Source organism: Streptomyces sp. NPDC036984 (genome assembly GCF_055607665.1).
The window spans coordinates 176,008-202,643 of sequence record NZ_JBVJRL010000002.1 but is presented as its reverse complement, the minus strand read 5'-3'; the positions used below and the strand labels follow the sequence as shown (position 1 = coordinate 202,643).

Annotated in this window: 25 protein-coding genes; 11 read left to right on the top strand and 14 right to left on the bottom strand. The window is 71.6% G+C overall.

The genetic code is table 11. The features are described from left to right. Positions 1-126: 126 nt before the first annotated feature. Entirely contained in the window at positions 127-1,107 is a 981-nt protein-coding gene (locus tag ACZ7DL_RS04930; protein ID WP_470771450.1) for a WD40 repeat domain-containing protein, read from the bottom strand. 124 nt (positions 1,108-1,231) lie between these two features. Between ACZ7DL_RS04930 and ACZ7DL_RS04925 the strand changes: the two genes are divergently transcribed. Next, positions 1,232-1,915, top strand: coding sequence for a GDSL-type esterase/lipase family protein (locus ACZ7DL_RS04925; RefSeq protein WP_470771449.1), 684 nt, complete (start codon positions 1,232-1,234; stop codon positions 1,913-1,915). Positions 1,916-2,003: 88 nt separating this feature from the next. Beyond that, complete coding sequence (locus tag ACZ7DL_RS04920; RefSeq protein ID WP_470771447.1) at positions 2,004-2,588, top strand: Uma2 family endonuclease; 585 nt, start codon at positions 2,004-2,006, stop codon at positions 2,586-2,588. Between the two features lie 9 nt (positions 2,589-2,597). Here ACZ7DL_RS04920 and ACZ7DL_RS04915 read toward each other — a convergent pair whose 3' ends face one another. Beyond that, positions 2,598-3,524, bottom strand: coding sequence for an RNA polymerase sigma-70 factor (locus ACZ7DL_RS04915; protein ID WP_470771445.1), 927 nt, complete (start codon positions 3,522-3,524; stop codon positions 2,598-2,600). Positions 3,525-3,724: 200 nt separating this feature from the next. On the opposite strand from ACZ7DL_RS04915, the gene ACZ7DL_RS04910 reads away from it, so the two are divergent. Further along, entirely contained in the window at positions 3,725-4,210 is a 486-nt protein-coding gene (locus ACZ7DL_RS04910) for a carboxymuconolactone decarboxylase family protein (RefSeq protein WP_470771978.1), read from the top strand. Positions 4,211-4,314: 104 nt separating this feature from the next. Beyond that, positions 4,315-5,310 carry an aldo/keto reductase gene (locus tag ACZ7DL_RS04905; RefSeq protein ID WP_470771443.1) on the top strand — a complete coding sequence of 332 codons (996 nt, stop codon included), beginning with the start codon at positions 4,315-4,317 and terminating at the stop codon, positions 5,308-5,310. Positions 5,311-5,536: 226 nt separating this feature from the next. Here ACZ7DL_RS04905 and thpR read toward each other — a convergent pair whose 3' ends face one another. The 3 genes from thpR to ACZ7DL_RS04890 all read right to left on the bottom strand — a co-directional run bounded on the left by thpR (position 5,537) and on the right by ACZ7DL_RS04890 (position 8,006). Further along, on the bottom strand, positions 5,537-6,109 hold the full coding sequence (gene thpR, locus ACZ7DL_RS04900; protein WP_470771441.1) for an RNA 2',3'-cyclic phosphodiesterase: 573 nt from the start codon (positions 6,107-6,109) through the stop codon (positions 5,537-5,539). An 88-nt stretch (positions 6,110-6,197) separates the two neighbouring features. After that, on the bottom strand, positions 6,198-7,541 hold the full coding sequence (locus ACZ7DL_RS04895; RefSeq protein WP_470771439.1) for an MFS transporter: 1,344 nt from the start codon (positions 7,539-7,541) through the stop codon (positions 6,198-6,200). A gap of 27 nt (positions 7,542-7,568) precedes the next feature. Then, positions 7,569-8,006, bottom strand: a complete 438-nt coding sequence (locus ACZ7DL_RS04890; protein WP_030642980.1) for a MarR family winged helix-turn-helix transcriptional regulator — start codon at positions 8,004-8,006, stop codon at positions 7,569-7,571. Positions 8,007-8,161: 155 nt separating this feature from the next. Here ACZ7DL_RS04890 and ACZ7DL_RS04885 point away from each other — a divergent pair, with 155 nt between their 5' ends. Then, entirely contained in the window at positions 8,162-8,344 is a 183-nt protein-coding gene (locus ACZ7DL_RS04885) for a ribbon-helix-helix protein, CopG family (protein ID WP_470771438.1), read from the top strand. A gap of 16 nt (positions 8,345-8,360) precedes the next feature. On the opposite strand, the gene ACZ7DL_RS04880 is transcribed toward ACZ7DL_RS04885, so the two are convergent. Continuing rightward, the gene (locus ACZ7DL_RS04880) at positions 8,361-9,812 is read right to left on the bottom strand and encodes an NCS2 family permease (protein ID WP_470771437.1); all 1,452 of its coding nucleotides are present in this window, start codon (positions 9,810-9,812) and stop codon (positions 8,361-8,363) included. A gap of 150 nt (positions 9,813-9,962) precedes the next feature. Between ACZ7DL_RS04880 and ACZ7DL_RS04875 the strand changes: the two genes are divergently transcribed. Further along, positions 9,963-10,229 (top strand): DUF2530 domain-containing protein, encoded by a 267-nt coding sequence (locus ACZ7DL_RS04875; RefSeq protein ID WP_470771436.1) that lies wholly within the window; start codon positions 9,963-9,965, stop codon positions 10,227-10,229. A gap of 76 nt (positions 10,230-10,305) precedes the next feature. After that, entirely contained in the window at positions 10,306-12,699 is a 2,394-nt protein-coding gene (locus ACZ7DL_RS04870; protein WP_470771434.1) for an HAD-IC family P-type ATPase, read from the top strand. A gap of 8 nt (positions 12,700-12,707) precedes the next feature. Here the strand turns inward: ACZ7DL_RS04870 and ACZ7DL_RS04865 are convergent, their stop codons facing one another. From ACZ7DL_RS04865 to ACZ7DL_RS04850, 4 genes are all read right to left on the bottom strand, one after another. Then, a complete protein-coding gene (locus ACZ7DL_RS04865; protein WP_470771433.1) occupies positions 12,708-13,538 on the bottom strand; it encodes a hypothetical protein in 831 nt (276 codons plus the stop codon). 201 nt (positions 13,539-13,739) lie between these two features. Further along, positions 13,740-14,627, bottom strand: a complete 888-nt coding sequence (locus ACZ7DL_RS04860; protein ID WP_470771432.1) for a hypothetical protein — start codon at positions 14,625-14,627, stop codon at positions 13,740-13,742. Between the two features lie 56 nt (positions 14,628-14,683). Next, positions 14,684-15,442, bottom strand: a complete 759-nt coding sequence (locus ACZ7DL_RS04855) for a calcium-binding protein (protein ID WP_470771431.1) — start codon at positions 15,440-15,442, stop codon at positions 14,684-14,686. 126 nt (positions 15,443-15,568) lie between these two features. Beyond that, positions 15,569-18,697 (bottom strand): sacsin N-terminal ATP-binding-like domain-containing protein, encoded by a 3,129-nt coding sequence (locus tag ACZ7DL_RS04850; protein ID WP_470771430.1) that lies wholly within the window; start codon positions 18,695-18,697, stop codon positions 15,569-15,571. Between the two features lie 137 nt (positions 18,698-18,834). Between ACZ7DL_RS04850 and ACZ7DL_RS04845 the strand changes: the two genes are divergently transcribed. Then, positions 18,835-19,326, top strand: a complete 492-nt coding sequence (locus ACZ7DL_RS04845) for a hemerythrin domain-containing protein (protein ID WP_470771429.1) — start codon at positions 18,835-18,837, stop codon at positions 19,324-19,326. 40 nt (positions 19,327-19,366) lie between these two features. Here ACZ7DL_RS04845 and ACZ7DL_RS04840 read toward each other — a convergent pair whose 3' ends face one another. Next, a complete protein-coding gene (locus tag ACZ7DL_RS04840; protein ID WP_470771428.1) occupies positions 19,367-20,329 on the bottom strand; it encodes a YihY/virulence factor BrkB family protein in 963 nt (320 codons plus the stop codon). A 191-nt stretch (positions 20,330-20,520) separates the two neighbouring features. On the opposite strand from ACZ7DL_RS04840, the gene ACZ7DL_RS04835 reads away from it, so the two are divergent. Beyond that, a complete protein-coding gene (locus ACZ7DL_RS04835; protein ID WP_470771427.1) occupies positions 20,521-22,206 on the top strand; it encodes an alkaline phosphatase D family protein in 1,686 nt (561 codons plus the stop codon). Here the strand turns inward: ACZ7DL_RS04835 and ACZ7DL_RS04830 are convergent. Both ACZ7DL_RS04830 and ACZ7DL_RS04825 read right to left on the bottom strand, forming a co-directional pair. Beyond that, positions 22,151-22,390, bottom strand: coding sequence for a DUF397 domain-containing protein (locus ACZ7DL_RS04830; protein ID WP_470771426.1), 240 nt, complete (start codon positions 22,388-22,390; stop codon positions 22,151-22,153). The two genes, ACZ7DL_RS04835 and ACZ7DL_RS04830, sit on opposite strands and share 56 nt — an antisense overlap. Further along, the gene (locus ACZ7DL_RS04825) at positions 22,387-23,232 is read right to left on the bottom strand and encodes a helix-turn-helix domain-containing protein (protein ID WP_470771425.1); all 846 of its coding nucleotides are present in this window, start codon (positions 23,230-23,232) and stop codon (positions 22,387-22,389) included. The genes ACZ7DL_RS04830 and ACZ7DL_RS04825 overlap by 4 nt, the downstream gene beginning before the upstream one ends. Before the next feature lie 115 nt (positions 23,233-23,347). On the opposite strand from ACZ7DL_RS04825, the gene ACZ7DL_RS04820 reads away from it, so the two are divergent. Next, positions 23,348-23,770: an ATP-binding protein gene (locus ACZ7DL_RS04820; protein ID WP_470771424.1), complete on the top strand. Its 423-nt coding sequence runs from the start codon at positions 23,348-23,350 to the stop codon at positions 23,768-23,770. Positions 23,771-23,894: 124 nt separating this feature from the next. Here ACZ7DL_RS04820 and ACZ7DL_RS04815 read toward each other — a convergent pair whose 3' ends face one another. Next, positions 23,895-24,821 carry a DUF3027 domain-containing protein gene (locus ACZ7DL_RS04815; RefSeq protein WP_470771423.1) on the bottom strand — a complete coding sequence of 309 codons (927 nt, stop codon included), beginning with the start codon at positions 24,819-24,821 and terminating at the stop codon, positions 23,895-23,897. A gap of 289 nt (positions 24,822-25,110) precedes the next feature. Here ACZ7DL_RS04815 and ACZ7DL_RS04810 point away from each other — a divergent pair, with 289 nt between their 5' ends. Then, on the top strand, positions 25,111-26,511 hold the full coding sequence (locus ACZ7DL_RS04810; protein WP_470771422.1) for an MFS transporter: 1,401 nt from the start codon (positions 25,111-25,113) through the stop codon (positions 26,509-26,511). Positions 26,512-26,636 lie beyond the last annotated feature (125 nt).

The window sequence follows — 26,636 nt, the reverse complement described above, 5'->3', positions numbered from 1 at the left end:
TCTCGGGAGGCGCGGCCGCGCCAGGATGGGAGCGCTCCCATCGCCGCGCACCCGACAGGTAACGGGTGACACCATGACTCCGTCAAGACGTGCGGCACACCTTGATACGTACCGCGCCTCGTCCGGTCAGCCGCGCCGCAGCCGCCGCAGGCCGAACAGGACCGCCACGCCGACCGCGACGATCACGGCGCCGACCTTGAGGCTCGTGCCGCCGCCCTTGTCCGCCGACTCCCCCGAACTCCCGCTCGCCGACGGCGACTCGGCGGCGGGCCGGTCCGGGGCGTCGACCGCCTGCACGGCACTGTCCGCGCCCTCGCTGCCGTACATCAGCTTCGTCCCGTCGGCGGAGTACGACAGGGACTCCCCCTGTCCCTGCAAGGGCACGTCCAGGCGCCCCCTGCGCTTGATCCGGCCGCCGTTCCAGTCGTAGGAGATGCCGCCGAAGTAGCCGCGCACGGCCAGCTGCCCGCCGCCCGGGGAGAACGCGGCGTCGGTGGCCCACAGGTCGACGGCGGCGACGGGCTTGAAGACGTTCGCACCGGAGGTGGAGAGGGTGGCCGGGCCTTCGTACAGATGCCCGCCGTCCTCCTTCTTGTCCACGATGTAGACGCGCCCGGTCTTCGGGTGGACGAGCAGCGACTCGGCGTCGCGCGGGCCGTCCGCGTACTTCACGATGTACTGCGTGGCCGTCACCGTCTGGTCGGTCAGGTTCTTCGGCTCGGGCAGCCGGTAGATCCACACGTACGGCCACTTGCCGCCGAAGTTGTCCCCGATGTCGCCGACGTAGATCTCGTTGTGCGGCCCGATCGAGACGGCCTCGACGTCACGCGGGGAGCCGATGCCGCGCAGGGTGATCCGGGCCACGGTCTTGCCGGTGGCGCTGTCCACCGCGTAGAGGTACGGCCCGTCGTCGCTGTCGTTGTGCGTCCAGTAGACGCCGGGGTGCAGCCGGGAGGCGGCGAGTCCGCTGGACTCGGTGATCCGCGGGTCCTTCATGGTGAACCCCTGGTCACCGGCTCCGTCGGCGGCCGAGCCGGCGGCGGAGGCGGGCAGCGCGCAGGCGCCGGCGAGCAGCAACCCGGCGAGAACGGCGAACGATCGACGCATGCCCCCAAGCCTGCCATTCCCGCGAGGGGTTCAGGGGAAGGTGACCGCCCGGAGGCGGGGGACGTGGTCGGCTTCACAAGAACCCCCGGTCCCACCGGTGCCCGCCTTCCTTCATCATGAGCGGATGCTTAGGTTCCTGTTCGTGGGCGACTCGATGACGATCGGCAGCGCGGGCGAACACACATGGCGTTACCGGCTGTGGCAACACCTGTGCGCGTCGTACGCAGGCCCGTTCACCGTCGTCGGCCCGCGCGAGACGCTCTACGACAAGCAGACCGAGGCTCCGACGTCCCTCGCCTACGCAGACCCCGGCTTCCCGCGCGCCCACCTGGCGGGCTGGGGCGAGGGCTGGCTGCACATGGCCCCGCTGATCGGCGACGCGGTACGGAACCACCGCCCCGACATCCTCCTGGTCTCCCTGGGCCTGATCGACCTGGGCTTCTACACGAACGCCGAGCAGACGGCCGAGAACGTGCGCGCCTTCGTCGCGGCCGCGCGGGAGGCGAGCCCACGCATCCGCATGGTCCTCCTCCCGGTGATCCCGAACATCCGGGCCGAGGCGGACGAGCCCTTCGCCGCGGAGGTGGACCTCTTCAACGTCCTGCTGGCGAAGTGCGTGGCCGACCTGGACGAGCCCCGCTCCCCGATCCTTCTGGCGTCGCCGCCGGAGGGGTACGACATCCACACCGACACCTACGACGGCACGCATCCCAACACGCGCGGGGAGCACCGGATCGCGGCGGCGTTCGCGGGGGCGATGTGGGAGGCGTGGGAAGTCGGACAGGCGTACGCGGCTGGAACAAGTTGACCGAAATCCGGCGTCTCCCGGTCGCGGTGCCTATTCGTTGAACCACGCGGCTGCACCGGTCCGCGGGCAGCCGTGGAGGAGCGCCACGATGACCGTCCTTGAAGACAGGATCGAGATGGCCGACGCCGATGCCAACACCGAGCGTTTGGACGAGTGGTTCGAGCGCATGCCCGTCCCCGAGGGATACAGGGTCGAGATCGTCGGGGGCAACGTTTTCATGACGCCGCAGCGGGACACTCGCTGGGAAATCATCTTCGAGATCGCCAGCGCCCTCAGGGACAAGTTCGGGCGGAAGGTCAGGGTGTTCTCGGACGTCCGGATCGACTTCCCGGGCCACGAGAACGGCTTCTGCCCGGACGTTGTCATGCTCTCCGAGTCGGCGAAAAAGGACGACAAGGGCCACTGGAGGTACCAGGACGTCCAATTCGTCGCCGAAGTCATCTCCCAGGGCACGACCCCCAACGACTACGGCCCGAAGAAGCTCGCCTACGCGGAAGCCGAGGTCCCCCTCTACCTCGTCGCCGACCCCTACCAGGGACGGTGCTACGTCTACACCCACCCCAAGGACGGCGACTACGCCATGAGGACGTCGGTGGACTTCGGCACCGACATCGACCTGACCGGCACCGTGGTCGACCTCGTCCTCAAGACCGACGAATTCCCCCACGACTAGCCGGCCCTCTCACCTGGACAGCAGTGTCTCCCGCTCCACCCGCGTCAGCTTCTCCGGGTTGCGCACGGCGTAGAGGCCGGTGACGCGGCCGTCGTCGACGCGCACCGCCACCACCGTGTCGACCTCCCCGTCGAGCCGCACGATCAGCGCCGGGCAGCCGTTGACGTGGGCCGGCTCCACGGACACCGTGCCGGCGATCCTGCTCACCACCTGGGCCACCCGATCGGCCCCCACGACCGGCACCAGCGAGGCCGGTACGACCCCGCCGCCGTCCCCCAGGAGCACCACATCCGGTGCGAGGACGTCGAGCAGGCGCCGCACATCGCCCGTCTCGACCGCCTGCCGGAACGCCTCCAGCGCGCCCCGGGCCTCGGCCGGGGAGGCGATCCCGCGCGGCCGGCGGGCGGCGACGTGGGCCCGCGCCCGGTGGGCGATCTGCCGGACCGCGGCCGGACTCTTCCCGACGGCCTGCGCGATCTCGGCATAGTCCGACTCGAACACCTCGCGCAGCACGAACACCGCCCGCTCGGCCGGGGTGAGCGTCTCCAGCACCAGCATCATCGCCATCGAGACGCTGTCGGCCAGCTCCACGTCGTCGGCGACGTCCGGCGCGGTCAGCAGTGGCTCGGGCAGCCACGGGCCGACGTAGGACTCCTTGCGGCGAGCGAGCGAGCGCAGCCGGTTCAGCGCCTGCCGGGTGGCGATCCGGACCAGGTACGCGCGCTGCTCCCGTACGGTGGCGAGATCCACCCCCGCCCACCGCAGCCAGGTCTCCTGCAGGACGTCCTCCGCGTCGGCGGCCGAGCCGAGCATCTCGTAGGCCACGGTGAACAGCAGATTGCGGTGGGCCACGAACACCTCGGTGGCGCGGTCCGTACGGCCGTCCGGGGCCTGTGACTTTGCTGTGTCCCGTGCCTGCTCGCAGCGCTCGCTCATCGCCGGCTCCACCCCTTCACGCTCGACCGTCGTCCCACGCACCAGACCCCGGTCACCGCCGCCGTGTGACATCGCCGGCGGGTGGCGGAGGTCACATGGCGGCGACGTCACACCGGCGGGCCGGCCGGCATCTCGTGGTCGTCACGACACCGCGCCGACGCATCGGCACGGTCACCACATCGACGTACGAGGACCACGCCATGGAACCCCGTTTCAACCTGATGACCAACGAGCTGAGCGCCAGGCTCGGCAAGCGGTTCGCCGGTGTCGGCCAGCCGATCGCCCAGTCCACGCTGCCCAGGGCCACGCAGGAGCTGGTGATGCTGCGCGCCAGCCAGATCAACGGCTGCGGCTGGTGCGCCGACATGCACACCAAGGAGGCCGCGGCGGCCGGTGAGACCGCGGTCCGGCTCCACCTGGTGGCCACCTGGCGCCACTCCACCGTGTTCACCGAGGCCGAGCGGGCCGCGCTGGCGCTCACCGAGGAGGGCACCCGGATCGCCGACGCCCACCCGGGCGTGTCCGACGAGACCTGGGCGCAGGTCCGCAAGCACTACGACGACGACCAGACCGCCGCGCTGATCTACCTGGTCGCCCTGATCAACGCGGCCAACCGGCTCAGCGTGATCGTGAACAACCAGGGAGGCTCCTACGAGCCCGGCATGTTCGGCGACCCGGCGAGCTGACCGGCCGCTCCCGCGCGCGCCCGCCCGGCCGCACCTCCACCGGACCGGGCGCGCGCCCCAACGCCCTTGCATAGAGCGCACTCCAAGCCGTTGGCTGGTGAACCATGAAGTACACGCAGCTTGGACGCACGGGACTCAAGGTCAGCCGACTCGTCCTCGGGACGATGAACTTCGGTCCGCAGACCGATGAAGCCGACAGCCACACGATCATGGACGCGGCGCTGGACGCAGGCATCAACTTCTTCGACACCGCCAACGTGTACGGCTGGGGGGAGAACAAGGGGCGGACCGAGTCCATCGTCGGCAACTGGTTCGCCAAGGGCGGCGAGCGGCGCGACAAGACCGTCATCGCCACCAAGGTGTACGGCAACATGGCCGCCGACGGCGAGGCCGCCTGGCCCAACCACGACAAGCTCTCCGCGCTGAACATCCGGCGCGCGGTGGACGCCAGCCTGAAGCGGCTGCAAACGGACTACATCGACGTCTACCAGTTCCACCACATCGACCGGAACACCCCGTTCGAGGAGATCTGGCAGGCGATCGACGTCCTGGTGCAGCAGGGCAAGATCCTCTACGCCGGCTCCAGCAACTTCCCCGGCTACAAGATCGCCCAGGCCAACGAGGCCGCCGCCCGCCGCGGCGGCACCATCGGCCTGGTCAGCGAGCAGTGCCTGTACAACCTCGCCGAGCGGCGCGCCGAGATGGAGGTCATCCCGGCCGCGCAGGAGTACGGCCTCGGTGTCATCCCGTGGTCGCCGCTGCACGGCGGTCTGCTGGGCGGGATCATCAAGAAGGAGGTCCAGGGCGGCCGCCGCGCCTCCGGCCGGGCCGCCGACACCCTGGGCGATCCGGCGGCCCGCGCCCGGATCCAGGCGTACGAGGACCTGCTCGACAAACACGGTCTGGAGCCCGGCGAGGTGGCGCTGGCCTGGCTGCTGACCCGGCCCGGCGTGACCGGCCCCATCGTCGGCCCGCGCACCGCCGAGCAGCTCGGGTCGGCGCTCAGGGCCGTGGAGCTGGAGCTGAGCGAGGAACTGCTGAGCGCCCTGGACGAGATCTTCCCGGGTCCGGGCCCGTCCCCGGAAGCCTTCGCCTGGTAAGCGCCCCGAAGGGGCGCGGGACTGCGTCTGATGTGCGGCTGCGCCGCGTGGGCGCGACCGGCCACGGACGGCTCGCAGCCGCCGAAGCAGCCGCGGTTCCCCGCCCCCGGGTGCACAGAACCCGCACCGCTATCTGACGGCCGAAGCCACAGCCACCACGACGAACATCAGCACAAGCGCACCGGCCATGATCCGGTTACGGGTTTTCGGTTCCACGTAAGTGAGACTAACCGGCCGCGCCCAGTGCCCAGCGGGCGACCGTCTCGTACCGGGGCTGCTCGCCGGGCACGCCGGTCTTCGGCAGGTTGCTGCGCACCAGCGCCAGGTCGGTCACGGTCCAGGTCCGGCCGGCGAACTCCCGGAGCAGGTCCACCTGCGGGCGTACGTCGGCCGGGCCCCGGCTGCGGGCCAGCGTGAGATGGGCCTTGTAGCGCCGGTGCTCCCCCATCGGCACCCCGGCCTTGCGTGCCGCCGCCTCCGCCCGGTCGGCCAGCAGCCGCAGCGCCTCCACGTCTCCCCGGGCGCCCGCCCACAGCGCGCGGCCCTGGCCGAACTGGCCGCCGCCCGCGACGGCGAGGGAGAAGGGGCCCGCCCGGTGGGCCGCGCGGGCCAGACGGTCCGACAGGCCGGGTACCACGTCGTCGGCGACCTCGCCGTAGAAGGCGAGGGTGAAGTGCCAGCCGGGACGGCCTGTCCAGCGCAGCCGGTCGGCGCCCGGCAGCCGCCTCAAGCGGGCCACTTCCGCGGCGATCTCGTCCGCGATGTCCTCCGGAGGCAGTACGGCGGCGAAGAGTCTCATGGACCTCACGATCCCAGAACCCGGCGGGCGGGACGGGCCCATGGCCGCCGGCGTTCCGGAGGGTCCGGGAGCGGACCCTCCGGAACGCTCACGCGGCCGTCGCCAGCTGCTCGCGATCGCGCGGGACGAAGCGGACCCGCGGGTGGCCGTGGTGCCAGCCGACCGAGAGCCGCAGGCCGCCGATGCGGGCCAGGACCAGGCCGACCACGCCGGCCGCGGCGGCCGACACCACACCGCCGGCCAGGAAGCCGATCCGGGCGCCGTAGGTGTCGGTGATCCAGCCGACGACCGGCGCGCCCAGCGGCGTACCGCCCATGAACACCATCATGAACAGGGCCATCACGCGGCCGCGCATGGCCGGGTCGGTGGCCATCTGCACGGCCGTGTTCGCGGTGACGTTCACCGTGAGGCCGAAGACGCCGATCGGGACCATCAGCAGGGCGAACAGCCAGTACTGCGGGGCCGCCGCGGCCACCATCTCCAGCACGCCGAAGGCCAGCGCGGCGGCGATCAGGACGCGCAGCCGGGCCGTGCCGCGCCGGGCCGCCAGCAGGGCGCCGACCAGGGAGCCGACGGCTATCAGGGTGTTGAAGAGGCTGTAGGCGCCGGCTCCGGCGTCGAAGACGTCGTCCGCGTAGGCGGACAGCCACACCGGGAAGTTGAAGCCGAAGGTGCCGATGAAGCCGACCAGGACGATCGGCCAGATCAGCTCCGGCCGCTTCGCGACGTAGCGGAGGCCCTCGCGCAGCTGGCCCTTGCCGCGCGGCGCGCGCTCGACCACGTGCAGTTCGCGGGCGCGCATCAGCAGCAGTCCGGCGATGGGCGCGGCGAAGGACAGGCCGTTGGCGAGGAACGCCCAGCCGGTGCCCACTCCGGTGATCATGAGGCCGGCGACGGCGGGGCCGACCAGCCGGGCGGACTGGAAGTTCGCCGAGTTCAGGCTGACCGCGTTCTGCAGCTGGTCGGGGCCGACCATCTCGGAGACGAAGGACTGGCGGGCCGGGTTGTCGACCACCGTGGCGAGGCCGACGGCGAAGGCGGCGACGTAGACGTGCCAGACCTGGACATGGCCGGAGAGGGTCAGCGCGGCGAGTGCGAGACCGGTGACGGCCATCGCGGACTGGGTGACCAGCAGCGTGGGCCGCTTGGGCAGGCGGTCCACCAGGACACCGCCGTACAGCCCGAACAGCAGCATCGGCAGGAACTGGAGGGCCGTCGTGATGCCGACGGCCGCGGAAGAGCCGGTGAGGCCGAGGACCAGCCAGTCCTGGGCGATGCGCTGCATCCAGGTGCCGGTGTTGGAGACGACCTGGCCGGCGAAGAAGAGGCGGTAGTTCCGGATCTTCAGCGAGCTGAACATCGAGGACTTACGGGAAACGGGGGTGGTGTGGCTCGGTGCGGGGGCGGAAGGTGTTCCGGATCCCGTACTCAAAAGACGTCGCCTCCTTCGGTGGTGCGCTTACAGGTGTGCGAGCTTCTCCAGCACGGGGGCGGCGGCGCGCAGGGCGGCCCACTCGTCCTCGTCGAGGCCCTCGACCAGGCCGGCCAGGAAGGCGTTGCGCTTGCGGCGGCTCTCCTCGAGCATGGCCTCGGCCTGCTCGGTCTGGGTGACGACCTTCTGGCGCCGGTCCTCGGGGTGCGGCTCCAGCCGGACCAGTCCCTTGGCTTCGAGCAGCGCGACGATGCGGGTCATCGACGGCGGCTGGACGTGCTCCTTGCGGGCGAGCTCGCCCGGGGTGGCACTGCCGCAGCGGGCGAGGGTGCCGAGCACCGACATCTCGGTGGGGCTCAGCGATTCGTCGACCCGCTGGTGCTTGAGCCGACGGGACAGCCGCATCACGGCGGAGCGGAGGGCGTTCACGGCGGCAGCGTCGTCGCCATGCGTAAGGTCCGGCATGTTCTTTAGCGTAACTCATTACTCTCGCTAAATACCACTCGGACACGCCGCCGCTGCCCGTGACGCCCGCCACTGAACCCTTCGGTCACCCATATGAGTGAGCCGGTTCTGGAAAGTGACGCACACGGCGGCCGGATGTGGCGACCCTCGTACGCATGGGGACCAGTGTGCTCAGCCTGCGGATGGACGGGGAGCTGCTCGAAAGGCTCCGGCGCCACGCGGCCAGAAGAGGAATGAGCGTCCAGGACTATGTCGTCCGGACGCTCATTCGGGATGACTTCGACGAGCGGTTCCAGACCGCCGTCGAGGAGACGGAGAGGTTCTACGGGGTCACCTGACGGCCCCCGCGCGGGCTCAGGTGAGGCCCAGGGCCGGCATCAGGTAGTAGAAGGCGAAGACCGCCGAGACGACGTACATCGGCGCCGGGATCTCCCGGGCCCGGCCGGCGGCCAGGCGCAGCACCACGAAGGTGATGAAGCCCATGCCGATGCCGTTCGTGATCGAGTAGGTGAACGGCATCATGAGCATCGTCACGAAGGCCGGGATCGCGATGGTGTAGTCCGCCCAGTCGATCTCCTTGACGGAGTTCGACAGGATCAGGAAGCCCACCGCGATCAGCGCCGGGGTGGCCGCCTGGGACGGGACCATCGTGGCGATCGGCGTGAGGAAGAGCGCCACGGCGAAGAGACCGCCCGTGACGACGTTCGCGAGACCGGTCCGGGCACCCTCGCCGACGCCCGCCGTGGACTCCACGAAGGCGGTGGTGGCCGAGGAGGAGGTGCCGCCGCCCGCCGCGACCGCGAGGCCGTCGACGAGCAGGACCTTGTTGATGCCGGGCATGTAGCCCTGGGCGTCGGTCAGCTTGGCCTCGTCACTGATGCCCATGATCGTGCCCATCGCGTCGAAGAAGCACGACAGCAGGACCGTGAACACGAAGAGGATGCCGGTCAGCACACCGACCTTGGAGAAGCCGCCGAACAGGCTGACCTGGCCGACCAGGCCGAAGTCGGGCGTGGCGACCGGGTTGCCGGGCCACTTCGGGACCGTCAGACCCCAGGAAGGGATCGTGGCGACCGCGTTGACGATCACCGCGAGGACGGTCATGCCGACGATGGAGATGAGGATCGCGCCGGGCACCTTGCGGACGATCAGCGCGAAGGTGAGCAGCGCACCCAGGATGAAGACCAGCACCGGCCAGCCGGTGAGGTGACCGCCCGTGCCGAGCTGCACCGGGACGGTGGTCTGGGCCGCGTCCGGCATCCGGGTGACGAAGCCGGAGTCGACCAGGCCGATCAGCATGATGAACAGGCCGATACCGATCGAGATCGCCTTGCGCAGGCCGAACGGCACGGCGTTCATCACGCGCTCGCGCAGACCGGTGGCGACCAGCAGCATCACCACGAAACCGGCCAGTACGACCATGCCCATCGCGTCCGGCCAGGACATGCGCGGGGCGAGCTGGAGCGCGACGACCGAGTTCACGCCGAGGCCGGCGGCGAGGGCGATCGGCACGTTGCCGATGACGCCCATCAGCAGGGTGGCGAACGCGGCCGTCAGCGCGGTGGCCGTCACCAGCTGGCCGTTGTCCAGGTGGTGTCCGTACATGTCCTTCGCGCTGCCCAAGATGATCGGGTTCAGCACGATGATGTACGCCATCGCGAAGAAGGTGGCGAAACCGCCGCGGACCTCGCGGGCGACGGTGCTGCCGCGCTCGGAGATCCGGAAGTAGCGGTCGAGGGGGCCGTAAGCGGCCGAACCGCCCGGCTTCTCGGGGGTGGGGACCTTGGCGGGTGCCGAGGTGGACATGGAAGACCTCATCCCCAGCGGGGTTCCCCCGAGCCCCGTTGGAGTTTCATACGATCAGAAGCGGTCAAAGACAAACGGTTTCAGTATGAACGTATGAGTGCCAGATCGCTATCTCCGCGCGTAGACACGGGCGGCGCTTAAGCTGTGCGCATGGCTAAGTGGACCCCCAAGCACGAGGCGCCGGAGCCCCTGGAGGGGCCCGTGGTCGCCACGATCACCGGCGGCACGATCGTGTGGTTCGTCCTCTTCCTGGTCCAGCTCCCCTTCTACGGCTGGTACGACGACCACGGTCACCTCTGGTGGCTGTGGACCTGCCTGGCCGGGGGCGGACTGGGGCTGATCGGGGTCTGGTACGTGCGCAGGAGGGACGCGGCGCTCAAGAGGGCGGCGGCGCCGGAGTCGGCGGCGACCGAGTAGCTCCGTCGGCCTGCCCGCTCTCCGGCCGAACGAGTCGGGTGGGCGGGTGGGCCGGGCCGCACGTACCGTCGAATGCATGAGCCACATGGACGCGGGCGCCGAAGTCGACCCCGTGCACCCCGTGGCCCTGCCGAAGAGGCCGGCCGGGCTGACCGGTGCCGAAGTCGCGGACCGCGTCCAGCGCGGTCTCGTCAACGACGTCCCGGTGCGCAGCAGCCGGTCGCTGGCCCAGATCGTCCGGGCGAACGTCCTGACCCGGTTCAACGCGATCATCGGCGTGCTCTGGGTGATCATGCTGTTCGTCGCGCCGATCCAGGACAGCCTCTTCGGCTTCGTCATCCTCGCCAACACCGGCATCGGCATCGTCCAGGAGTGGCGGGCCAAGCAGACCCTGGACTCGCTCGCGCTGATCGGGGAGGCCCGGCCGACGGTGCGGCGGGACGGGGTGGCCACCGAGGTGGCCACCGATGAGATCGTCCTGGACGACCTCATCGAGATCGGCCCGGGCGACAAGATCGTGGTCGACGGGGTGTGCGCGGAGGCGGACGGTCTGGAGATCGACGAGTCGCTGCTCACCGGCGAGGCCGACCCCGTCGTCAAACGCCCCGGCGCCCCGGTCATGTCCGGCAGCTTCGTGGTCGCGGGCGGCGGCGCCTTCCAGGCCACCAGGGTCGGCCGCGAGGCCTACGCCGCCCAGCTCGCCGAGGAGGCGTCCCGCTTCACGCTCGTCCACTCCGAGCTGCGCACCGGCATCTCCACGATCCTCAAGTACGTCACCTGGATGATGGTCCCGGCGGCGCTCGGACTCGTCGTCACCCAGCTCGCCGTCAAGGACTACGGGCTCAAGGACGCCATCGCCCGCACGGTCGGCGGGATCGTCCCGATGGTCCCCGAGGGGCTGGTGCTGCTCACCTCCGTGGCCTTCGCGATCGGCGTCATCCGGCTCGGCCGTCAGCAGTGCCTGGTGCAGGAGCTGCCGGCCATCGAGGGCCTGGCCCGCGTCGACACCGTCTGCCTGGACAAGACCGGCACGCTCACCGAGGGCGGCATGGACGTCACCGGGCTACGGCCGCTGGACGGGGCGGACGAGACGTACGTGTGCAAGGTGCTCGGCGCGCTCGGCGAGTCCGACCCGCGCCCGAACGCCTCCCTCCAGGCGATCATCGACGCCTACCCGGACAGCGAGGACTGGCGCTGCGTGGAGTCGCTGCCGTTCTCCTCCGCCCGCAAGTACAGCGGGGCCGCGTTCAGCGAGGGCGACGGCGAGACCAGCACCTGGCTGCTGGGCGCCCCCGACGTCCTGCTCGCCGCCGAGGATCCGGCCCTGGCCGAGACCGAGCGCCTCAACGAGCAGGGTCTGCGCGTCCTGCTGCTGGCCCGTGCCCACCGCGACCTGGACGACGCCGAACCGGCCCGGGGCGCCCGCCCCACCGCGCTGGTCGTCCTGGAACAGCGGCTGCGGCCCGACGCCTCCGACACCCTGCGCTACTTCGCGGAGCAGAACGTCCGCGCCAAGGTCGTCTCCGGTGACAACGCGGTGTCGGTCGGCGCGGTCGCCGCGAAGCTGGGGCTGGCGGGGTCGGCGGTGGACGCGCGGCAGCTGCCCGCCGACCGGCCGGCGATGGCGCAGGCCCTCGACGCGGGCACCGTCTTCGGACGGGTCAGCCCGCGGCAGAAGCGGGACATGGTCGGCGCGCTCCAGTCGCACGGGCACACGGTCGCGATGACCGGGGACGGCGTGAACGACGTGCTCGCGCTGAAGGACGCGGACATCGGCGTGGCCATGGGCTCCGGCTCGGAGGCGACCCGTGCGGTGGCGCAGATCGTGCTGCTGAACAACAGCTTCGCGAGCCTGCCCTCGGTGGTCGCGGAGGGGCGCCGGGTGATCGGCAACATCACGCGGGTGGCGACGCTGTTCCTGGTGAAGACGGTCTACTCGGTGCTGCTCGCGGTGCTGGTGGTGTGCTGGCAGGTGGAGTACCCCTTCCTGCCCCGGCACCTGACCCTGCTCTCCACGCTCACCATCGGTGTCCCGGCCTTCTTCCTGGCCCTCGCCCCCAACACGGAGCGGGCCAGACCGCACTTCGTGCGCCGGGTGATGCGCTACGCGGTCCCCGGCGGCCTGATGGCCGGGGCGGCGACCTTCGTGACGTACCTGCTCGCCCGGCACCACTACGCCGGACCCGGTGCTCTGGACGCGGAGACGAGTGCGGCCACCCTGACCCTGTTCCTGATCTCCCTGTGGGTGCTGGCGATCATCGCCCGCCCCTACACCTGGTGGCGGGTGGTCCTGGTGGCCGCGATGGCCGTGGCCTTCCTGCTCGTCCTCGCGATCCCCGCGTTCCAGGACTTCTTCGCGCTCAAGCTGGTCGGCGTGACACTGCCGTGGACGGCGGTCGGCGTGGCGGTGCTGGCGGCGGCCGCCCTGGAATACCTGTGGAGATGGGTCGACCGCCGCTTCCCGGCCTGAGACGGGTGTTACTGCACGTCGACGTAGTCGCCCGTGGCGCTGACCGCCGGGGTGGTCGAGGTGCCCGCGAAGCTGTACCGCCAGTAGCCGTCGTAGTTCGCGGTGGTGGTGGTCTTCAGGTTGCCGTACGAGTCCGTGTACACGGTCTTGACGGTGGTGTACGTGGTCGTGCCCGCCTTGCGGAACTGGAGCTTGACCGGCTGGCCGGAGTAGCCGTGGTACTGGTGGTCCTCCCAGTTGGCCCGGGTCAGCTTGCCCGTCACCGTGAGCGTCTTGCCCTTGCCGACCGGCTCGGGGCCCGCGTTCACCGTGAGCTTGGAGTAGCGCTGCACCAGGGTGCTGCCGAGGCCGCTCTGGTCCTTGTAGCCGACCTTGCTCAGGTCCGGGTTCTCCGGGTCCTGGCCGTTGAAGGCGATCGCCTCGGCGGCCACGCCCCAGGAACCGGCCCAGGCATTCTGCAGATCGCCGTCGCCGGGGTAGATGTCGACCGTGCCCTTGCACGTGGCCGTCGTCGCCGAGGTGGCGGTGCAGGTCGCCGGATTGTCGCCGTACAGCTCGGCGGTCGGGTCGTCGTACGAACCCTTGTAGAGGAAGGCGTCGGTGTAGAAGTCGTCCGCGGCGATGTTCACGTCGGAGCCGTACGTCAGCGTGTACGAGTAGGTGGTGCTCACCTTGCTGGTGGTGCCGACCTTGATCGCCCCCGCGAGGGTGACGTCGGAGAAGCTGACGTTCAGCGTGTACGGCGTGCCCGCGTCACCGGTGGCGTGCGCGGCCGGGACGGCGAGGGCGGAGAGGGCCAGGGCGCCGGAGACGGCGGCCACGGTGGCACGTATGCGCATGTGCGTTCCCCTGGAGGGAGAAGTGATCGTGGAGTCGGTCGACTCGGACGGTTTGATCCACGACGCATGCGGCAGGTTGTACGGCAAGACTGTTTTCCGGCCAGATTTTCCGCGCGGCTTACCCGCGCATGACACAACTGAGAGAAAACGTTCCGGTCCCGGGAGCGGCATCCGCTCCCGGGACCGGACCGGGGGTGCCGCTTACTGCACGTCGACGAAGTCACCCGCGGCGCTGACCGCCGGGGTGGTCGTGGTGCCCGCGAAGGAGAAGCGGTAGTAGCCGTCGGCCGTGGCGGTGCTGGTGGTCTTCAGGCTGCCCGTGGAGTCCGTCTTGAGGGTCTTCAGCGTGGTGTAGGTGCTGGAGCCCTTCTGGCGGAACTGGAGCTTCACGGACTGGCCGGTGTAGCCGTGGTACGTGTGGTCCTCCCAGTTGGCGCGGGAGAGCTTGCCCGTCACGGTGAGGGTCTTGCCCTTCTTCACCGGCTCCGGGGAGGCGTTGACCGTCAGCGTGGAGTTGCGCTGCAGCAGGGTGGTGCCGAGGTCGAACTGGACGGCGGTCTTCTCGTTCTCGAAGTCGAGGGCGAGGCCCGCGCCGTGCCAGGTGCCGGCCTGGGAGTTGCGCAGCTTCAGGTCGGCGTCGGTCTCGCGCGGGTTGATGTCGATCGGGCCCTTGCAGGTGGCCGTCGTCGACGTGACGTCGACGCAGGTGGCCGGGTCCTCGCCGCCCTGGACGTTCTCCGGGTTCTCGGAGGAGCCGCGGTAGATCAGCGGACCGGTCAGGACACTGCCGTCGGTGACGTCGATGTCGGCGGCGTGGGTCAGCTTGTAGGTGACCCAGGTGGTGACCTTGTTGGTCGTACCGACCTTGATCGCCTTGGTGATCTTGAAGTCGGAGAACGACACGTCCAGGTCGCCGATCGGCGCCGAGGTGGCGGTGAAGCCCGCCTTGCCCGAGGCGTGCTGCGCGACGGCCTTGAGGGCGTCGGCGCGGTAGGACGAGCCGCCGTCCGCCGCGTGCGCGGCCGGGAGGGCGAGGGCGGAGAGGGCCAGGGCGCCGGAGACGGCGGCCACGGTGGCACGAAAACGCATGTGTGGTCCCTGAGTGGTGGTGATGCTGTGGGTCCGGCCGCTTACTGCACGGCCGCTTACTGCACGTCGACGAAGTCACCCGCGGCGCTGACCGCCGAGGTGCTCGCGTTGCCCGCGAAGGAGAAGCGGTAGTAGCCGTCGGCCGTGGCGGTGGTGGTGGTCTTCAGGTTGCCCTTGGAGTCCGCCTTGACGGTCTTCAGCGTGGTGTAGCTGCTGGCGCCCTTCTTCTTGAACTGGAGCTTCACGGACTGCGAGCCGTAGCCGCCGTACTTCAGCGACTCCCAGTTGGCGCGGGTGAGAGCACCGGTGACGGTGAGGGTCTTGCCCTTCTTCACCGGCTCCGGGGCGGCGTTGACGGTGAGCTTGGCGGCGCGCTGGAAGGAGAAGGAGCCGGCCTTGTCCTGCGAGACGAAGTCGTCGTCCTCGGCGTCGATCCAGGCACCGACGTACCAGGTGCCGGCGTTGCTGTTGCTCAGATAGTCGACCTTCGGGTCGAGCTTCACCGAGGCGGTGCAGGTGGACGTGGTGGCGTTGACGACGGTGCAGCTCGGCGTGCCGGTCATCTCCCAGCCGTAGCCGGGGCCCTTCAGGTCGAACGGCTGGGCGCCCTTGATACCCGAGTTGTCCGTCGCCGTGACGCTGACCTTGATGGTCACGGGGCTGGAGGTGCCGATCTGCACCTTGTTGTCGCCGTCCACGACCACCTTGGTGATCTTCGTGTCGCCGTAGCCGCCGTCGGCCTGCGCGGCCGGCACGGCGAGAGCGGACATGGCCAGAGCGCCGCCGACGACGGCGACAGAGGCTCGGATGCGCATGTGTTGTCCCCACGTTCAGATCTGGGGAGTCAGGCGACTCCGCAGATGTGACGTGGGGACAATGTGAAAGGTTGTACTACCGGTGAAATTTTCGTAAGGAGATGTTCGAGCGGCGACTGGCCGAGATCAGTCGAACCAGCGGTCCCGCGCCAACTCCTCCGTCCGCGACGGGTCCTCCAGCAGCGCGGCCACCTCGAACCGCCGCGGCCACTGCCCCGCCGCCCACGCCAGCCCCGCGGCGACCCCCTCCAGGGTGGCCGCGTGCAACACACCGTCGTCGGTCAGCCGCCAGTCGATCTCCACGCCGTCCACGACGAGTTCCTCGTGCTCGACGTAGGTCCGAGGCGTCCGCGGCCCGAGCAGCACCCGCACCGGGTCGGGTACGTCGTGCTCGGTCCCCTCGGAGTGCACCTCGCCGGTGACGGACTCGCTCAGCCGCCGCACCTGGAACAGCTCGGCCAGCTCGGCGGCCCGCGCCGGCCGGACCGGCAGCAGCGGCACCCCGGAGGTGAACGGCAGCAGGTCCGGCGAGTCGACCACGACGGCCCGGCCGGCGTCCACCACCTCCACGCGTCCGTCCACGACGGCCCGCAGCTCGTCCGGCAGGGTCACCTGATCGGGGTCCAGCTCCGCCAACGCACCGTACAGCCCGTGCAGTTGGGCGGCCGTGACCGGCCGCTCCGGGTCGGCGAGCCGGTCCAGCAGCTCGGCGGCACCGCCGGGCTCGTCCAGCAGCGCGCCGACGGAGGTGCGCACGCCGAGCGCCCGCAGCACCTGCTCGTCCTCGAACCCGGTGGCGTCGGCCTCGTCGTACAGGCCCCGCAGGAGCGGGTCACCGCCGGCGGCGAGCAGCCCCGCCGGGCGCCGCCCGTCGAGCACCGGGTGCCCGCGCAGCCACCAGGCGGTGTACGGCCGTACGACCTCGTGGGTGCCGTCGGGCAGCAGGATCCGCACGGGCTGGGTCAGCGCGTCCCGCAGCGGCGGGCGGGCCAGCAGGGCGAGCGCCTCGGGCCAGTGGTCGTCGTCCACCAGGTCCAGGTCGCGTACGGCGACGAGTTCGGTGGCGACCGGCGGCACCGGGCTGTCCGGGAACCGGTCGAGGATGTCCTCGCACCACACGTCCACGGCGTCCAGCAGACCCGCGTCGTCGGGCTCGGCGTAGTCGCCCTCGCGGGGCTCCAGTTCGTCCGGGTCGAGGACCACGTCGGTGGCGCGGACGAGCGCGAAGTCGGCGAGCACCCCGCACGCGGCGAGCGGCTGCTCGCCCCACTTCTCCGCCAACTCCGCGTCCACGGCGGCCAGTTCGCCCTCCCGGATGACCCGGGCGAAGGGGCTGCCGGGGAACACCAGCTCGCCGGCGGGCGCCGGTTCCCCGTCCTCGTCCGGCAGCGCGAGAGCACCCAGCCAGGGCTCGTCCCCCGGCTCCAGGCCGGCGTCCCGGACGAGAGCGAGCACGGTGTCGGCCAGCTCCTCGGGGTCCGGCGCGTCCTCCTCCCAGCCGAGGCCGCCGTCCTCCTCCAGGGAGCCCGCCACGGCGGCCCGCACCTGAGGGGTGGTCAGCACCGCGCGCGGGGTCGCGGGCAGCGCGCCCAGCTTCTCCAGCAGCGGATGCGCGGCATCCTCGTGGGCGACCTTCAGGCCGAGCCGTCCGAGGACGTCCGCGTCGATCCGGGCGGCTTCGGGCGTGGGCAGCAGCACCTGCCGGGGCCCGATGGTCGTACGGCCGTCCGCCAGGGGCACCGGCAGCCCGGACAGCCGGTCCGGGTCGACGCCGGCGAGGCTGTCGTACAGCCGCCACCACCACTCGGGGTCCTTCTCCAGCCCGGCGAGCCGGTCGATGGCATCGGCGAGCGGCAGCCGGGCGACGCCGAGGGTCCGCAGCTCGACGCGCCGCTCAAGACCGGCCGGGAGCAGGGTGGGCAGCACCTCGGCGAGCACCCGCACGGTGTCGGCCCCGGCCCCCTCCACGACCTCGGCGTCCCGGGGCCGCAGCGCCTCCGGCAGCTCGTCGTCCCTCTTCGCCTCGACGGCCGGGGGGAGGAAGGCGGTCCGGGGCAGCCGTTCGAGGACGGCCTGCCGCAGTGCCCCGTCCAGCTCGCCCTTGCCGAGCGGTCCGGGCACGAGGTCGATGAGCCCCTCCGTCACCGGCCGCCACTCGGCGAGCAGCTCGGCGTAGGCGTCGGCCGCGCGCTGCACCAGGAAGTCGGTGAGGGGGCCGGGGGCGGTGTGCCGGCGGGTGGTGTCGAGGGGGAGGGAGGCGATGAGCAGCGCGGGCACGCCCAGGGGCTCGTCGCTGGGGGTCGGAGCGTGCACGACCGGGCTGGTGCGGGGGCGGACCGGGGCGCCGTAGGCGTCGACGGGAACGGCCCAGGTCACCGACCAGTGGGGGCGCAGCCGCTCCTCCACGGGCCGGTCGGCGAGCAGGTCGGGAGTCAGCGCCCCGTGCGCGGAGGCGGTACGCCAGTTCGTGATGCCGTCGCGGGAGTCCTCGACGACCGTGAAGGGGCCGTCGGTGCGCCGGCTGAGCGTGCGGGGGGCCTCGCCGTTGATCTCCACGACGACCTCCGCCAGCCCCGGCAGGGCGAGGAGCAGGGCGTCGTCGATCGCGGCGAGCAGCCGCTCGGCGAGATCGGCGGCGGCGGCGTCCCGCAGGGGCAGGATGACGGCGGTGTCGTACGGCTCCGGAGCGGTGCCCTCGGCGGCGAAGGGCAGCCGGAGCAGCGGCACGTGCCCGTCCCGGCGCCGTACTTCGTCGCCCAGGCCGGGGCTGTGCCGGGCGGTGTCGGCGGCCAGCTCCCGGGCCTCGGCGAGGGACCAGCGGACCCCGCCGTGCCGTCCGACGATCGCCGGCTCGTCCGTCACCGCGAGGACGGCGGCGAAACCGACGCCGAACCGGCCGACGGCACCGTGCGTCGCCTCGACGTCCCGCTTCGCGGAGGCCCGCAGCGTGGACAGCGACTCGACACCGGTCGCGTCCAGCGGGGCGCCGGTGTTCGCGGCCACGAGGACCCCGTCGCGGAGGGTGAGCCGCAACCGGCCCGGCACCTTCCCCCGGGCGGCGGCATCGGCGGCGTTCTGGGCCAGCTCGACCACGAGCCGGTCCCGGTAGCCGCCCAGGACGAGGTCCTCCTCGGCGTTGGCGTCCTCCCGGAACCGGGCGGGGCTGGTCGCCCAGGCGTCGAGGACACCGCGACGCAGACGGGCCGTCCCGAAGGGATCCGCGCCCTCGGCCGCGGGCCGCACGAACTTGCTCACGTTCACTCTCCTCCTCCGCGTGATGACGAAGGTACAGCGCGGAGCCGCAAGGCAATCAACGCGGACAGTGAGGGTAGGCGGTAGGGACCCGTCCGTTGGCACGGAAGTGCCGTTCGCCCGAAGGTGGTGCCTCTCCCATGGCCGAGACACAGGACGTCGTCGAGCTCATCCTCCAGGACCACCGGCGCATGGAGGACCTGTTCCGCCTGATGCGCAGCGTCGAAGCCGACCGGTCGGCCGCGCTCCGCGAGTTCGCGGACCTGCTGATCGCCCACGCGCTGGCCGAGGAGGCCAAGGTCTACCCCGCCCTGAAGCGGTACAAGAACATCGACGACGAAGAGGTCGAGCACGGCGAGCACGAGCACGACGAGGGCAACCAGGCCCTGCTGGCCCTCCTGGAGGTCGACGAGGTCGGCTCCGAGGAGTGGGACGAGAAGCTGGAGGAACTGGTGCAGGCCGTCACCCACCACGCCGACGAGGAGGAACGCACCATCCTCAACGGCGCGCGGGAGAACGTGGCCATGGAACGGCGCGAGGAGCTGGGCGCGGCGTTCGGGGAGGAGCGTGAGCGACAGCTGAAGGCCGGCTGCGGCTCGGTCGACAACGTGCGCCGCATCGTCGGGTCCTGACCACGTGCGGGCGCGGGAGGGCCGGCGGACCGCGCCGGCGTCAGGGTCCCGGCCCCGGGTCCGGCTTCACGGCCCGGCCCAGGCCGGCACGGGCCGCTTCCAGCTGGGCGGCGAACGCGATGCCCAGGAACAGGGCGACACCCGTCAGGTTGGCCCACAGCAGCAGGGCCACGAAGGCCGTGAGAGGGCCGTACACGGCGCCGAAGGAGCCACTGCGGGAGACGTAGAGCGTCAGCAGCCAGGTCGTGGCGACCCACAGCACCAGGTGGACGGCCGAACCGAACGCCAGCCAGGTGTAGCCGGGCTGGTTGCGGCGCGGCGACCAGCGGAAGACGACGGCGGAGGCCACCCAGGCGAGGGCCGTGCCCACGGGCACGTCGAGGGCGCCCCACCACGCCGGGGGCCCGGGCCGGCCCCACGCCTCCGCCGTCGCGGCGCCGACGGCCTCGCCCGCGACCAGGACGAGGAAACCCAGGACCATCGGGACGCCGGCGGCGAAGGCGAGGAGCACGGCCCGGCCGTACTTCCGGGGGAAGGGCCGGTCCCGCTCGATGCCGTAGATGCGGTTGGCGCCCCGCTCGACCTGGCCCATGGCCGAGGCGAGGTTGAGGACGGAGAAGACCAGGCCCAGCCAGAGCGCGACCGTGCTCCACACGTCGGAGCCGGCGGTGCGGCGGGTGCCGCGCAGCGCCTCCCGGATCACGTCGGCGCTGGCGCCCGGCACGATTCTGCCCAGGGTCAGCTCGATGATCCGCCCCACGCTCTCCGTGTGCGCGGCCGTGGCGAGGCCGACGAGCGCGATGGTGAACGGCACCATGCCCAGCACGATCTGGAAGCCCAGGGCCCGCGCGTTGGTGAAGCCGTCGGCGTAGCGGAACCGGGAGAAGGCGTCGATCAGCAGCCGAGCGCCCCCGTACCGCCGCAGCGCGGTGAACGCCTCGTCGCCGGAGAGCTCGTCCCCGATCATGTCCCGCGTCTGCGGGACGTGTACCACGGTCCCCATGGTCTGCGTCTCCCCTCCTCCGTGGCAGTGACCGGCGCGCCCCGGGCGGTCACCCTCCGCGTGCCCGCACGGGACGAACCCAGACGCACGACGTGGCCGGCGGAGGACGTCCGCCGCCGGGCCCCGGTACGGTCTCTGCGATCGTTCCGATCCGTACGGTGTCCGTTCCGCGTGAGACAGGAGGGCGATCAGTGGCCGAACTGCGCCTGGGACCGCTGCTGAGGTACACCGAAGGCACGTGCGCGACCGTGTGGTTCGAGACGAGCCGGCCCTGCACGGCGCAGGTGCGCTGCTCCAACGGCGCGAGCGGCACGGCCCCCACTTTCCAGGTGGCCGGGCACCACTACGCGCTCGTGACGGTGACCGGACTGCAACCGGGCACCTCCCCCTCCTACGAGGTGTTCCTGGACGACACCCCGGTGTGGCCCCTGCCCGGCTCCCGCTTCCCGCCCTCCGTCATCCGCACGCCCGGCGCCGGCGACACCGTCCGGGTCACCTTCGGGTCGTGCCGCTGGGCCGCGCCCCCGGCGGACGGCGAGGACCCGGTCGGCCCCGACGCCCTCGACACCCTGGCCCGCCGGCTGTCGGCCGACCCCCACGCGGAGCGCCCCGACGTCCTGCTGCTGCTGGGCGACCAGGTCTACGCGGACGAGACCTCCGAGGAGACCCGGCGCTGGCTGGCCGGCCGCCGTGACCTCGACGAGCCGCCCGGCAGCCAGGTGACCGACTACGAGGAGTACTGCCACCTGTACTACGAGTCCTGGCTCGACCCCCAGGTCCGCTGGCTGCTGTCCACCGTGCCCAGTTTCATGATCTTCGACGACCACGACATCGTGGACGACTGGAACACCTCCGCCGCCTGGCTCGCCGACATGCGCACCACCGACTGGTGGCAGGAACGACTGCTGAGCGGCCTGATGTCCTACTGGGTCCACCAGCACCTGGGCAACCTCTCCCCCGCCGAACTGGCCGACGACCCGACCTGGGCCGCCGTACGCGCCGCGCCCGACGGCACACCCGCGCTGCGCGCCCTCGCCGAGCGGGCCGACGCCGACCTCTCCTCGGTCCGCTTCAGCTACCGGCGCGACTTCGGCCGGGTCCGGGTGGTGATGGTGGACTCCCGGGCCGCGCGGGTCCTCGCCGAGGACCGCCGCGCCATGCTCGACCCGGGCGAGGCCGCCTGGCTGCGCGAACAGGTGCTGTCCGGCGAGGGCTCCTACGACCATCTCCTGATCGGCACCTCCCTGCCCTGGCTCCTGCCGCACCTGGTGCACGACGCCGAGGCGTGGGACGCGGCCCTGTGCGCCGGGGTGCGCGGGGACCGCTGGGCCCGCTTCGGCGAGTGGCTGCGCCGCGGGGCCGACCTGGAGCACTGGGCCGCCTTCCCGCGCTCCTTCGCCGACCTCGCCGGTCTCATCGCCGAGGCCGGGTCCGCGACGGCCGCCCCGGCAAGCGTGTGCGTGCTGTCCGGGGACGTCCACCACGGCTACCTCGCCCAGGCGTCCTGGCGGTCCGACGGCCCGTCCGTCCCCGTCGTCCAGCTCACCTGCTCACCCGTGCACAACTCCGTGCCCCTGACCATGCGGATCGGCTTCCGCTTCGGCTGGAGCGCACCGGCCCGCTGGCTGGGGCGGCTCCTCTCCCGGCACGGCCGCTGCGCCCGGCCTCCGGTGCGCTGGCGCAAGCGGGGCGGGCCGTGGTTCGGCAACCAGCTCATGACCCTGACGTTGCGCGGCCGCGCGGCCCGCCTGCGCCTTGAACTCACCGGCGAGGACGGGACGCTGCACACCGCGCACGAAGCGGAGCTGACCGCCGGGCGGTTCAGCGCCGGGCGGCGTACGAGACGAAGTCCGTCCAGGTGGAGGGGGCGACGGTGAGGATGGCTCCGTCGGTCTGCTTGGAGTCTCGGATGTGGATGGTGGTGGGGGCCGTCGCGATTTCTATGCAGGAGTCGCCCTCGGAGTCACTGCTGTAGCTGCTCTTGAACCAGTCCAGGGCCACTTCGACGCAGGAGTCGGGGTCTGCACTACTGCTGTAGCTGCTCTTGAACCAGCGGATCATGTCTCTCCCAGCAGTTCTTCGATGAAGGCCAGCGACTCCCGGGGGGAGAGCGCCTGCGCCCGGATGATCCCATACCTCAGTTCGAGGATGCGGAGATGCCTGGGCTCGGAAACGGGTCGACCGTTGGCCACGCCCGGGGAGCGGCCAACCGCTGAACCGTCCTCGAACTTCAGGACCTCGATACCGCCTTCTGTTCCGGCATGCTCCGGTCGGTCCATTGGCATCACCTGGATCTCGACGCCCCGCAGCTGCCCTAGCTCAAGGGTGTGTTGCAACTGCTGTCGCAGCAAGGCCCTCCCGCCCAAAGGGCGTCGTAGCACCCACTCTTCTAGGACAAAGCTGACTTCGGGTGCCGGATCACGCTCGAAGACCGACTTCCGGGACACCCGCGCCCTCACGCCACGCTCAATGACATCCTGCGTGATAGCGGGCCGCCGCATCCTGAACAGTGCCTGCGCGTACTCGGGCGTCTGCAACAGCCCGTGGATGTTCAGCGGATCGTAGAGCGCGAATTCCACGGCCTTGGCCTCCATCTCGGCCAGCGCCCGCACCTTCTTCGGATACCGGACCCTCTCCACGTCCGCCTTCATCGCCGCGAGCAACCCACCCGCGCCCAACACCTCGTCGGCCTTGTCCAGATATTCCGGCCTCGGGATCCGCTTCCCGGACTCCACTTTGTAGACCATGTCCTCGCCGTAGCCGATGGCCTTGCCGAAGTCACCGGCCTTCATCCCGACCGCTTCCCGGCGGAGCTTCAACTGGCGCCCGACGGTCGCGATGACCGCGAGCCCCCACTCGTCGTCCGGCTCGACCTCCCACCCCGGCTCCTCTTCCTCACTCACGCCACCGCACCCCCTTCTCGACAGCGCGGACACCCCCGGACAGCCGCCGGACAGTGGCCGTACGCAACCGCTTCGTCACTATCCACAGGTAGCAGTCACGGCCACTCTGAGTGACGTGAACCAGGAAATCTCCACCCCCGTCCCCAACTTCACGGCGCGGCTCTCCCCCACGCCCCGAGGGGCCCGTCTCGCCCGGCTCCTCGCGGCGGAGCAACTCCGCTCCTGGGGCCTTCCGTTGGACCCGGCGGAGCTGATCGTGGCGGAACTCGCCGCCAACGCGGCCACGCACGGCAGGGTCGCGGGACGGAACTTCCGGCTGACGCTGTACGCCGTCGGTGACACCCTGCGGATCGAGGTGACCGACACGCGCGGTGACCGGTTGCCCGAGCCCGGCCGGCCCGGACCGGACGCCGACGGCGGGCGGGGCCTGCTGCTCGTGGACGCGCTCGCCGACCGCTGGGGCACCACGCCGGGACTACGGCCGCGCAAGACCGTGTGGGCGGAGGTCCGGCTCAAGGCCGCTCCGGCTGAGGCATGACAGGGGCACTCGCCTGCCGCCACGGTGGGTGCCCCGACGACGACACGCTGTACTGGGCCGCCCGGGTGAACCAACCCTTTCGAGCCGGCCGGGATCACATCCGGCCGGCGGGACGGGGAGGCCGCTACGAGTGCCCCAGCTCCGCCGTCTCGTCGTCGCCCGTCTCCGGGACCGAGCCCGAGTCGCGGGCCGGGCGGAGCGGGAAGGGGTCGACCCGGGTCTCGTCGATGACCGGCGCGGCGGGCTGCGGGGGCTTCGGCATGACCGCCGCCTCCGAGTGGCCGCCGCAGCCGTAGGCCAGCGACACCACGCGGCCGTCCGCCGGGGAGAACTCGTTGGCGCAGACACCGAAGGCCTGGCCGAGGGAACCACCGATGCGGGCCAGGAAGCCGCAGCTCACGCAGGTGGCCGGGGCCGCCTGGGCCATGGCGGTCTTGGGGCCGAAGGCCTCTTCCCAGCGGTCGGCGGCGACGTGCAGGCCGTAGCGGGAAAGCACCCGGGCACGGCGCAGACCGAGTTCCTCGGCCACGGACGCGATCGTGCCGCGGGCCGGGGTCGCCGGCTGGACGGCGGGGGTGCCCGGAGTGACGTCGGCGTCCTCCGCCTCCGCCAGTTCCCGCATCTCCTCGGACACCACCGAGTTCGGCGGCGGCTCCTCCTCGCCCGTGTAGCCGGGCTCCAGGCGCAGGTCGTCCTGGTCGGTGGGGAGCAGGTCGCCGGGGCCGAGGTCGCCGGGGCGCAGGCGCTCGCTCCACGGGACCCACTCGGGAGCGAGAAGGGCGTCGGGGCCGGGCAGCAGGACGACCTCGTCGAGGGTGACGACCTTGGCGCGGGAGGCGCGGGCCACCGTCACGGCCCAGCGCCAGCCGCGGTAGCCCAGTTCCTTGCACTCGAAGAAGTGCGTGACAACGCGGTCGCCCTCGGACACCAGGCCGGTGTGCTCGCCGACCACGCCGGGCGCGGCGGCCTCCTCGGCGGCGGCGCGGGCGAGGTCGACGGCCTCGGCGCACAGACGGTCAGGGGTGCGGCTTCGCGTTGTCGCTGCGCTCACAGGTATCGCTTCTCTCCTACGCCGTCTCGTCGAGTGCGGCTGCCTCCGGCGGTTCAGCCGACGGAGCGGACCAGGGGACCGCATCGACGTCTGCATCCGCGCGCCCGGGCGCACCTCTGCCATCCATTCTGCGTTATGGCTGAGACAGGCACGCTACACCGGACGGGATTCGTGCATATTCCCACCCGCCCACCTAGTGCGCCCGGCGGGACCGCGCGGGCCCGGTTCCCGGCTCCGTACGCCGCCATACGCGCCGCGTCGGCACTATCCGGCCGCTTCTCGGGGCACTATGAACGTCGTGGCAGCCGCGGACAAGGTGAGTGGTCGGGGCGGCGGTTCGGGCCGGGTGGGTGGTGCCGTCCGCGCGGTCGGCCGTGCCCTGCACTTTCCCGTCACGGGCACGGCACGGGGCATCCGCAAGGCCACGCACGCGCACGGCGCCGGCGAGTCGGGGCTCGGCAAGCTGATCGAGCTGCACGCGGTGAACGGTGCCGGGGACGTCATGGTCACCGTGGCGCTCGCGTCCACGGTGTTCTTCTCCGTGCCGACCGACGAGGCACGGGGGCGGGTCGCGCTCTATCTGGCCATCACCATGGCGCCGTTCACCGTCCTCGCCCCCGTCATCGGCCCGCTGCTGGACCGGCTGCCGCACGGGCGGCGGGCCGCGATGGCCGGGGCGATGCTGGCGCGGGCGCTGCTCGCGCTGATCATCTCGGGGGCGGTGGCGAGCGGCAGTCTGGAGCTGTATCCGGCCGCGCTGGGGGTGCTGGTGGCGTCCAAGGCGTACGGCGTGGTCCGCAGCGCCGTCGTACCGCGGCTGCTGCCGCCCCGGTTCTCACTGGTGAAGGCCAACTCCCGGGTCACCCTCGCCGGGCTGCTGGCCACCGGTGCCGCCGCGCCGGTGGGGGCGGGACTGCACGCCCTCGGCGACCCGTGGCCGCTGTACGGGGCCTTCGCGATCTTCGTTGCCGGTACGTTTCTCTCGTTCTCCCTGCCGCCCAAGGTGGACTCGGCCAAGGGCGAGGACGTGGCGCTGCTCGCGGCCGACGAACAGCATCTGCGCGGGCTGTGCCGCCGCCGGGCGAAACGGCCGGGGCTGCGCACCGTGGGGCCCGCCGTCACCCACGCGCTGGGCGCCAACGCCGCCCTGCGCTGCCTGTCCGGCTTTCTGATCTTCTTCCTCGCCTTCCTGCTGCGCGAGCACCCGCTGACCGGGGAGAGCGCGGCGGTCTCGCTGGGGATCGTGGGCGTCGCGGCCGGGGCGGGCAACGCCCTGGGTACGGCGGTGGGGGCATGGCTCAGGTCACGCGCTCCGGAGATCATCATCGTGACGGTCGTGGCGGTGGTGCTCGGTACCGCGGTCGTCGCCGCCGTGTTCTTCGGGGCGTTCCTGGTGGCCTGCCTGGCGGCGGTCGCCGGGTTCGCGCAGGCGCTGGCCAAACTGGCGCTGGACGCGCTGATCCAGCGGGACGTGCCGGAGCTGGTGCGCACCTCGGCGTTCGCCCGCTCCGAGACGCTGCTCCAGATGGCGTGGGTGTTCGGCGGCGCGGTCGGCATCGTGATGCCGCTCAACGGCACGGTCGGGCTGCTGGTCGGCGCCGCGTTCGTGGCCGTCGGCTGGCTGACCACGCTGAAGGGGCTGCTCGCCGCGGCCCGGCACGGCGGCCGGACCCGGCCCCGGGTGGCGTGACACCGTACGCGTCGCGGGCGGCACGCCGGACCGGCGTAACGATCCGGGCACGACCGTGCCGCCTGCGGGCACGCCTGGCGTAACGAACCGGGCACGCCGCACCCCACGTAAGCGGACGCCTCCGG

Excerpts from the sequence above, each read along its gene's own strand:
- ACZ7DL_RS04890 (WP_030642980.1), bottom strand. The coding sequence starts at position 8,006 with ATGCCGGACCTTACGCATGGCGACGACGCTGCCGCCGTGAACGCCCTC.
- ACZ7DL_RS04870 (WP_470771434.1), top strand. The coding sequence starts at position 10,306 with ATGAGCCACATGGACGCGGGCGCCGAAGTCGACCCCGTGCACCCCGTG.
- ACZ7DL_RS04810 (WP_470771422.1), top strand. The coding sequence starts at position 25,111 with ATGAACGTCGTGGCAGCCGCGGACAAGGTGAGTGGTCGGGGCGGCGGT.
- ACZ7DL_RS04925 (WP_470771449.1), top strand. The coding sequence starts at position 1,232 with ATGCTTAGGTTCCTGTTCGTGGGCGACTCGATGACGATCGGCAGCGCG.
- ACZ7DL_RS04840 (WP_470771428.1), bottom strand. The coding sequence starts at position 20,329 with ATGGGGACCGTGGTACACGTCCCGCAGACGCGGGACATGATCGGGGAC.
- ACZ7DL_RS04920 (WP_470771447.1), top strand. The coding sequence starts at position 2,004 with ATGACCGTCCTTGAAGACAGGATCGAGATGGCCGACGCCGATGCCAAC.
- ACZ7DL_RS04855 (WP_470771431.1), bottom strand. The coding sequence starts at position 15,442 with ATGCGCATCCGAGCCTCTGTCGCCGTCGTCGGCGGCGCTCTGGCCATG.
- ACZ7DL_RS04865 (WP_470771433.1), bottom strand. The coding sequence starts at position 13,538 with ATGCGCATACGTGCCACCGTGGCCGCCGTCTCCGGCGCCCTGGCCCTC.
- ACZ7DL_RS04830 (WP_470771426.1), bottom strand. The coding sequence starts at position 22,390 with ATGATCCGCTGGTTCAAGAGCAGCTACAGCAGTAGTGCAGACCCCGAC.
- thpR (WP_470771441.1), bottom strand. The coding sequence starts at position 6,109 with ATGAGACTCTTCGCCGCCGTACTGCCTCCGGAGGACATCGCGGACGAG.
- ACZ7DL_RS04915 (WP_470771445.1), bottom strand. The coding sequence starts at position 3,524 with ATGAGCGAGCGCTGCGAGCAGGCACGGGACACAGCAAAGTCACAGGCC.
- ACZ7DL_RS04930 (WP_470771450.1), bottom strand. The coding sequence starts at position 1,107 with ATGCGTCGATCGTTCGCCGTTCTCGCCGGGTTGCTGCTCGCCGGCGCC.
- ACZ7DL_RS04860 (WP_470771432.1), bottom strand. The coding sequence starts at position 14,627 with ATGCGTTTTCGTGCCACCGTGGCCGCCGTCTCCGGCGCCCTGGCCCTC.
- ACZ7DL_RS04910 (WP_470771978.1), top strand. The coding sequence starts at position 3,725 with ATGGAACCCCGTTTCAACCTGATGACCAACGAGCTGAGCGCCAGGCTC.
- ACZ7DL_RS04845 (WP_470771429.1), top strand. The coding sequence starts at position 18,835 with ATGGCCGAGACACAGGACGTCGTCGAGCTCATCCTCCAGGACCACCGG.
- ACZ7DL_RS04885 (WP_470771438.1), top strand. The coding sequence starts at position 8,162 with ATGGGGACCAGTGTGCTCAGCCTGCGGATGGACGGGGAGCTGCTCGAA.
- ACZ7DL_RS04905 (WP_470771443.1), top strand. The coding sequence starts at position 4,315 with ATGAAGTACACGCAGCTTGGACGCACGGGACTCAAGGTCAGCCGACTC.
- ACZ7DL_RS04875 (WP_470771436.1), top strand. The coding sequence starts at position 9,963 with ATGGCTAAGTGGACCCCCAAGCACGAGGCGCCGGAGCCCCTGGAGGGG.
- ACZ7DL_RS04880 (WP_470771437.1), bottom strand. The coding sequence starts at position 9,812 with ATGTCCACCTCGGCACCCGCCAAGGTCCCCACCCCCGAGAAGCCGGGC.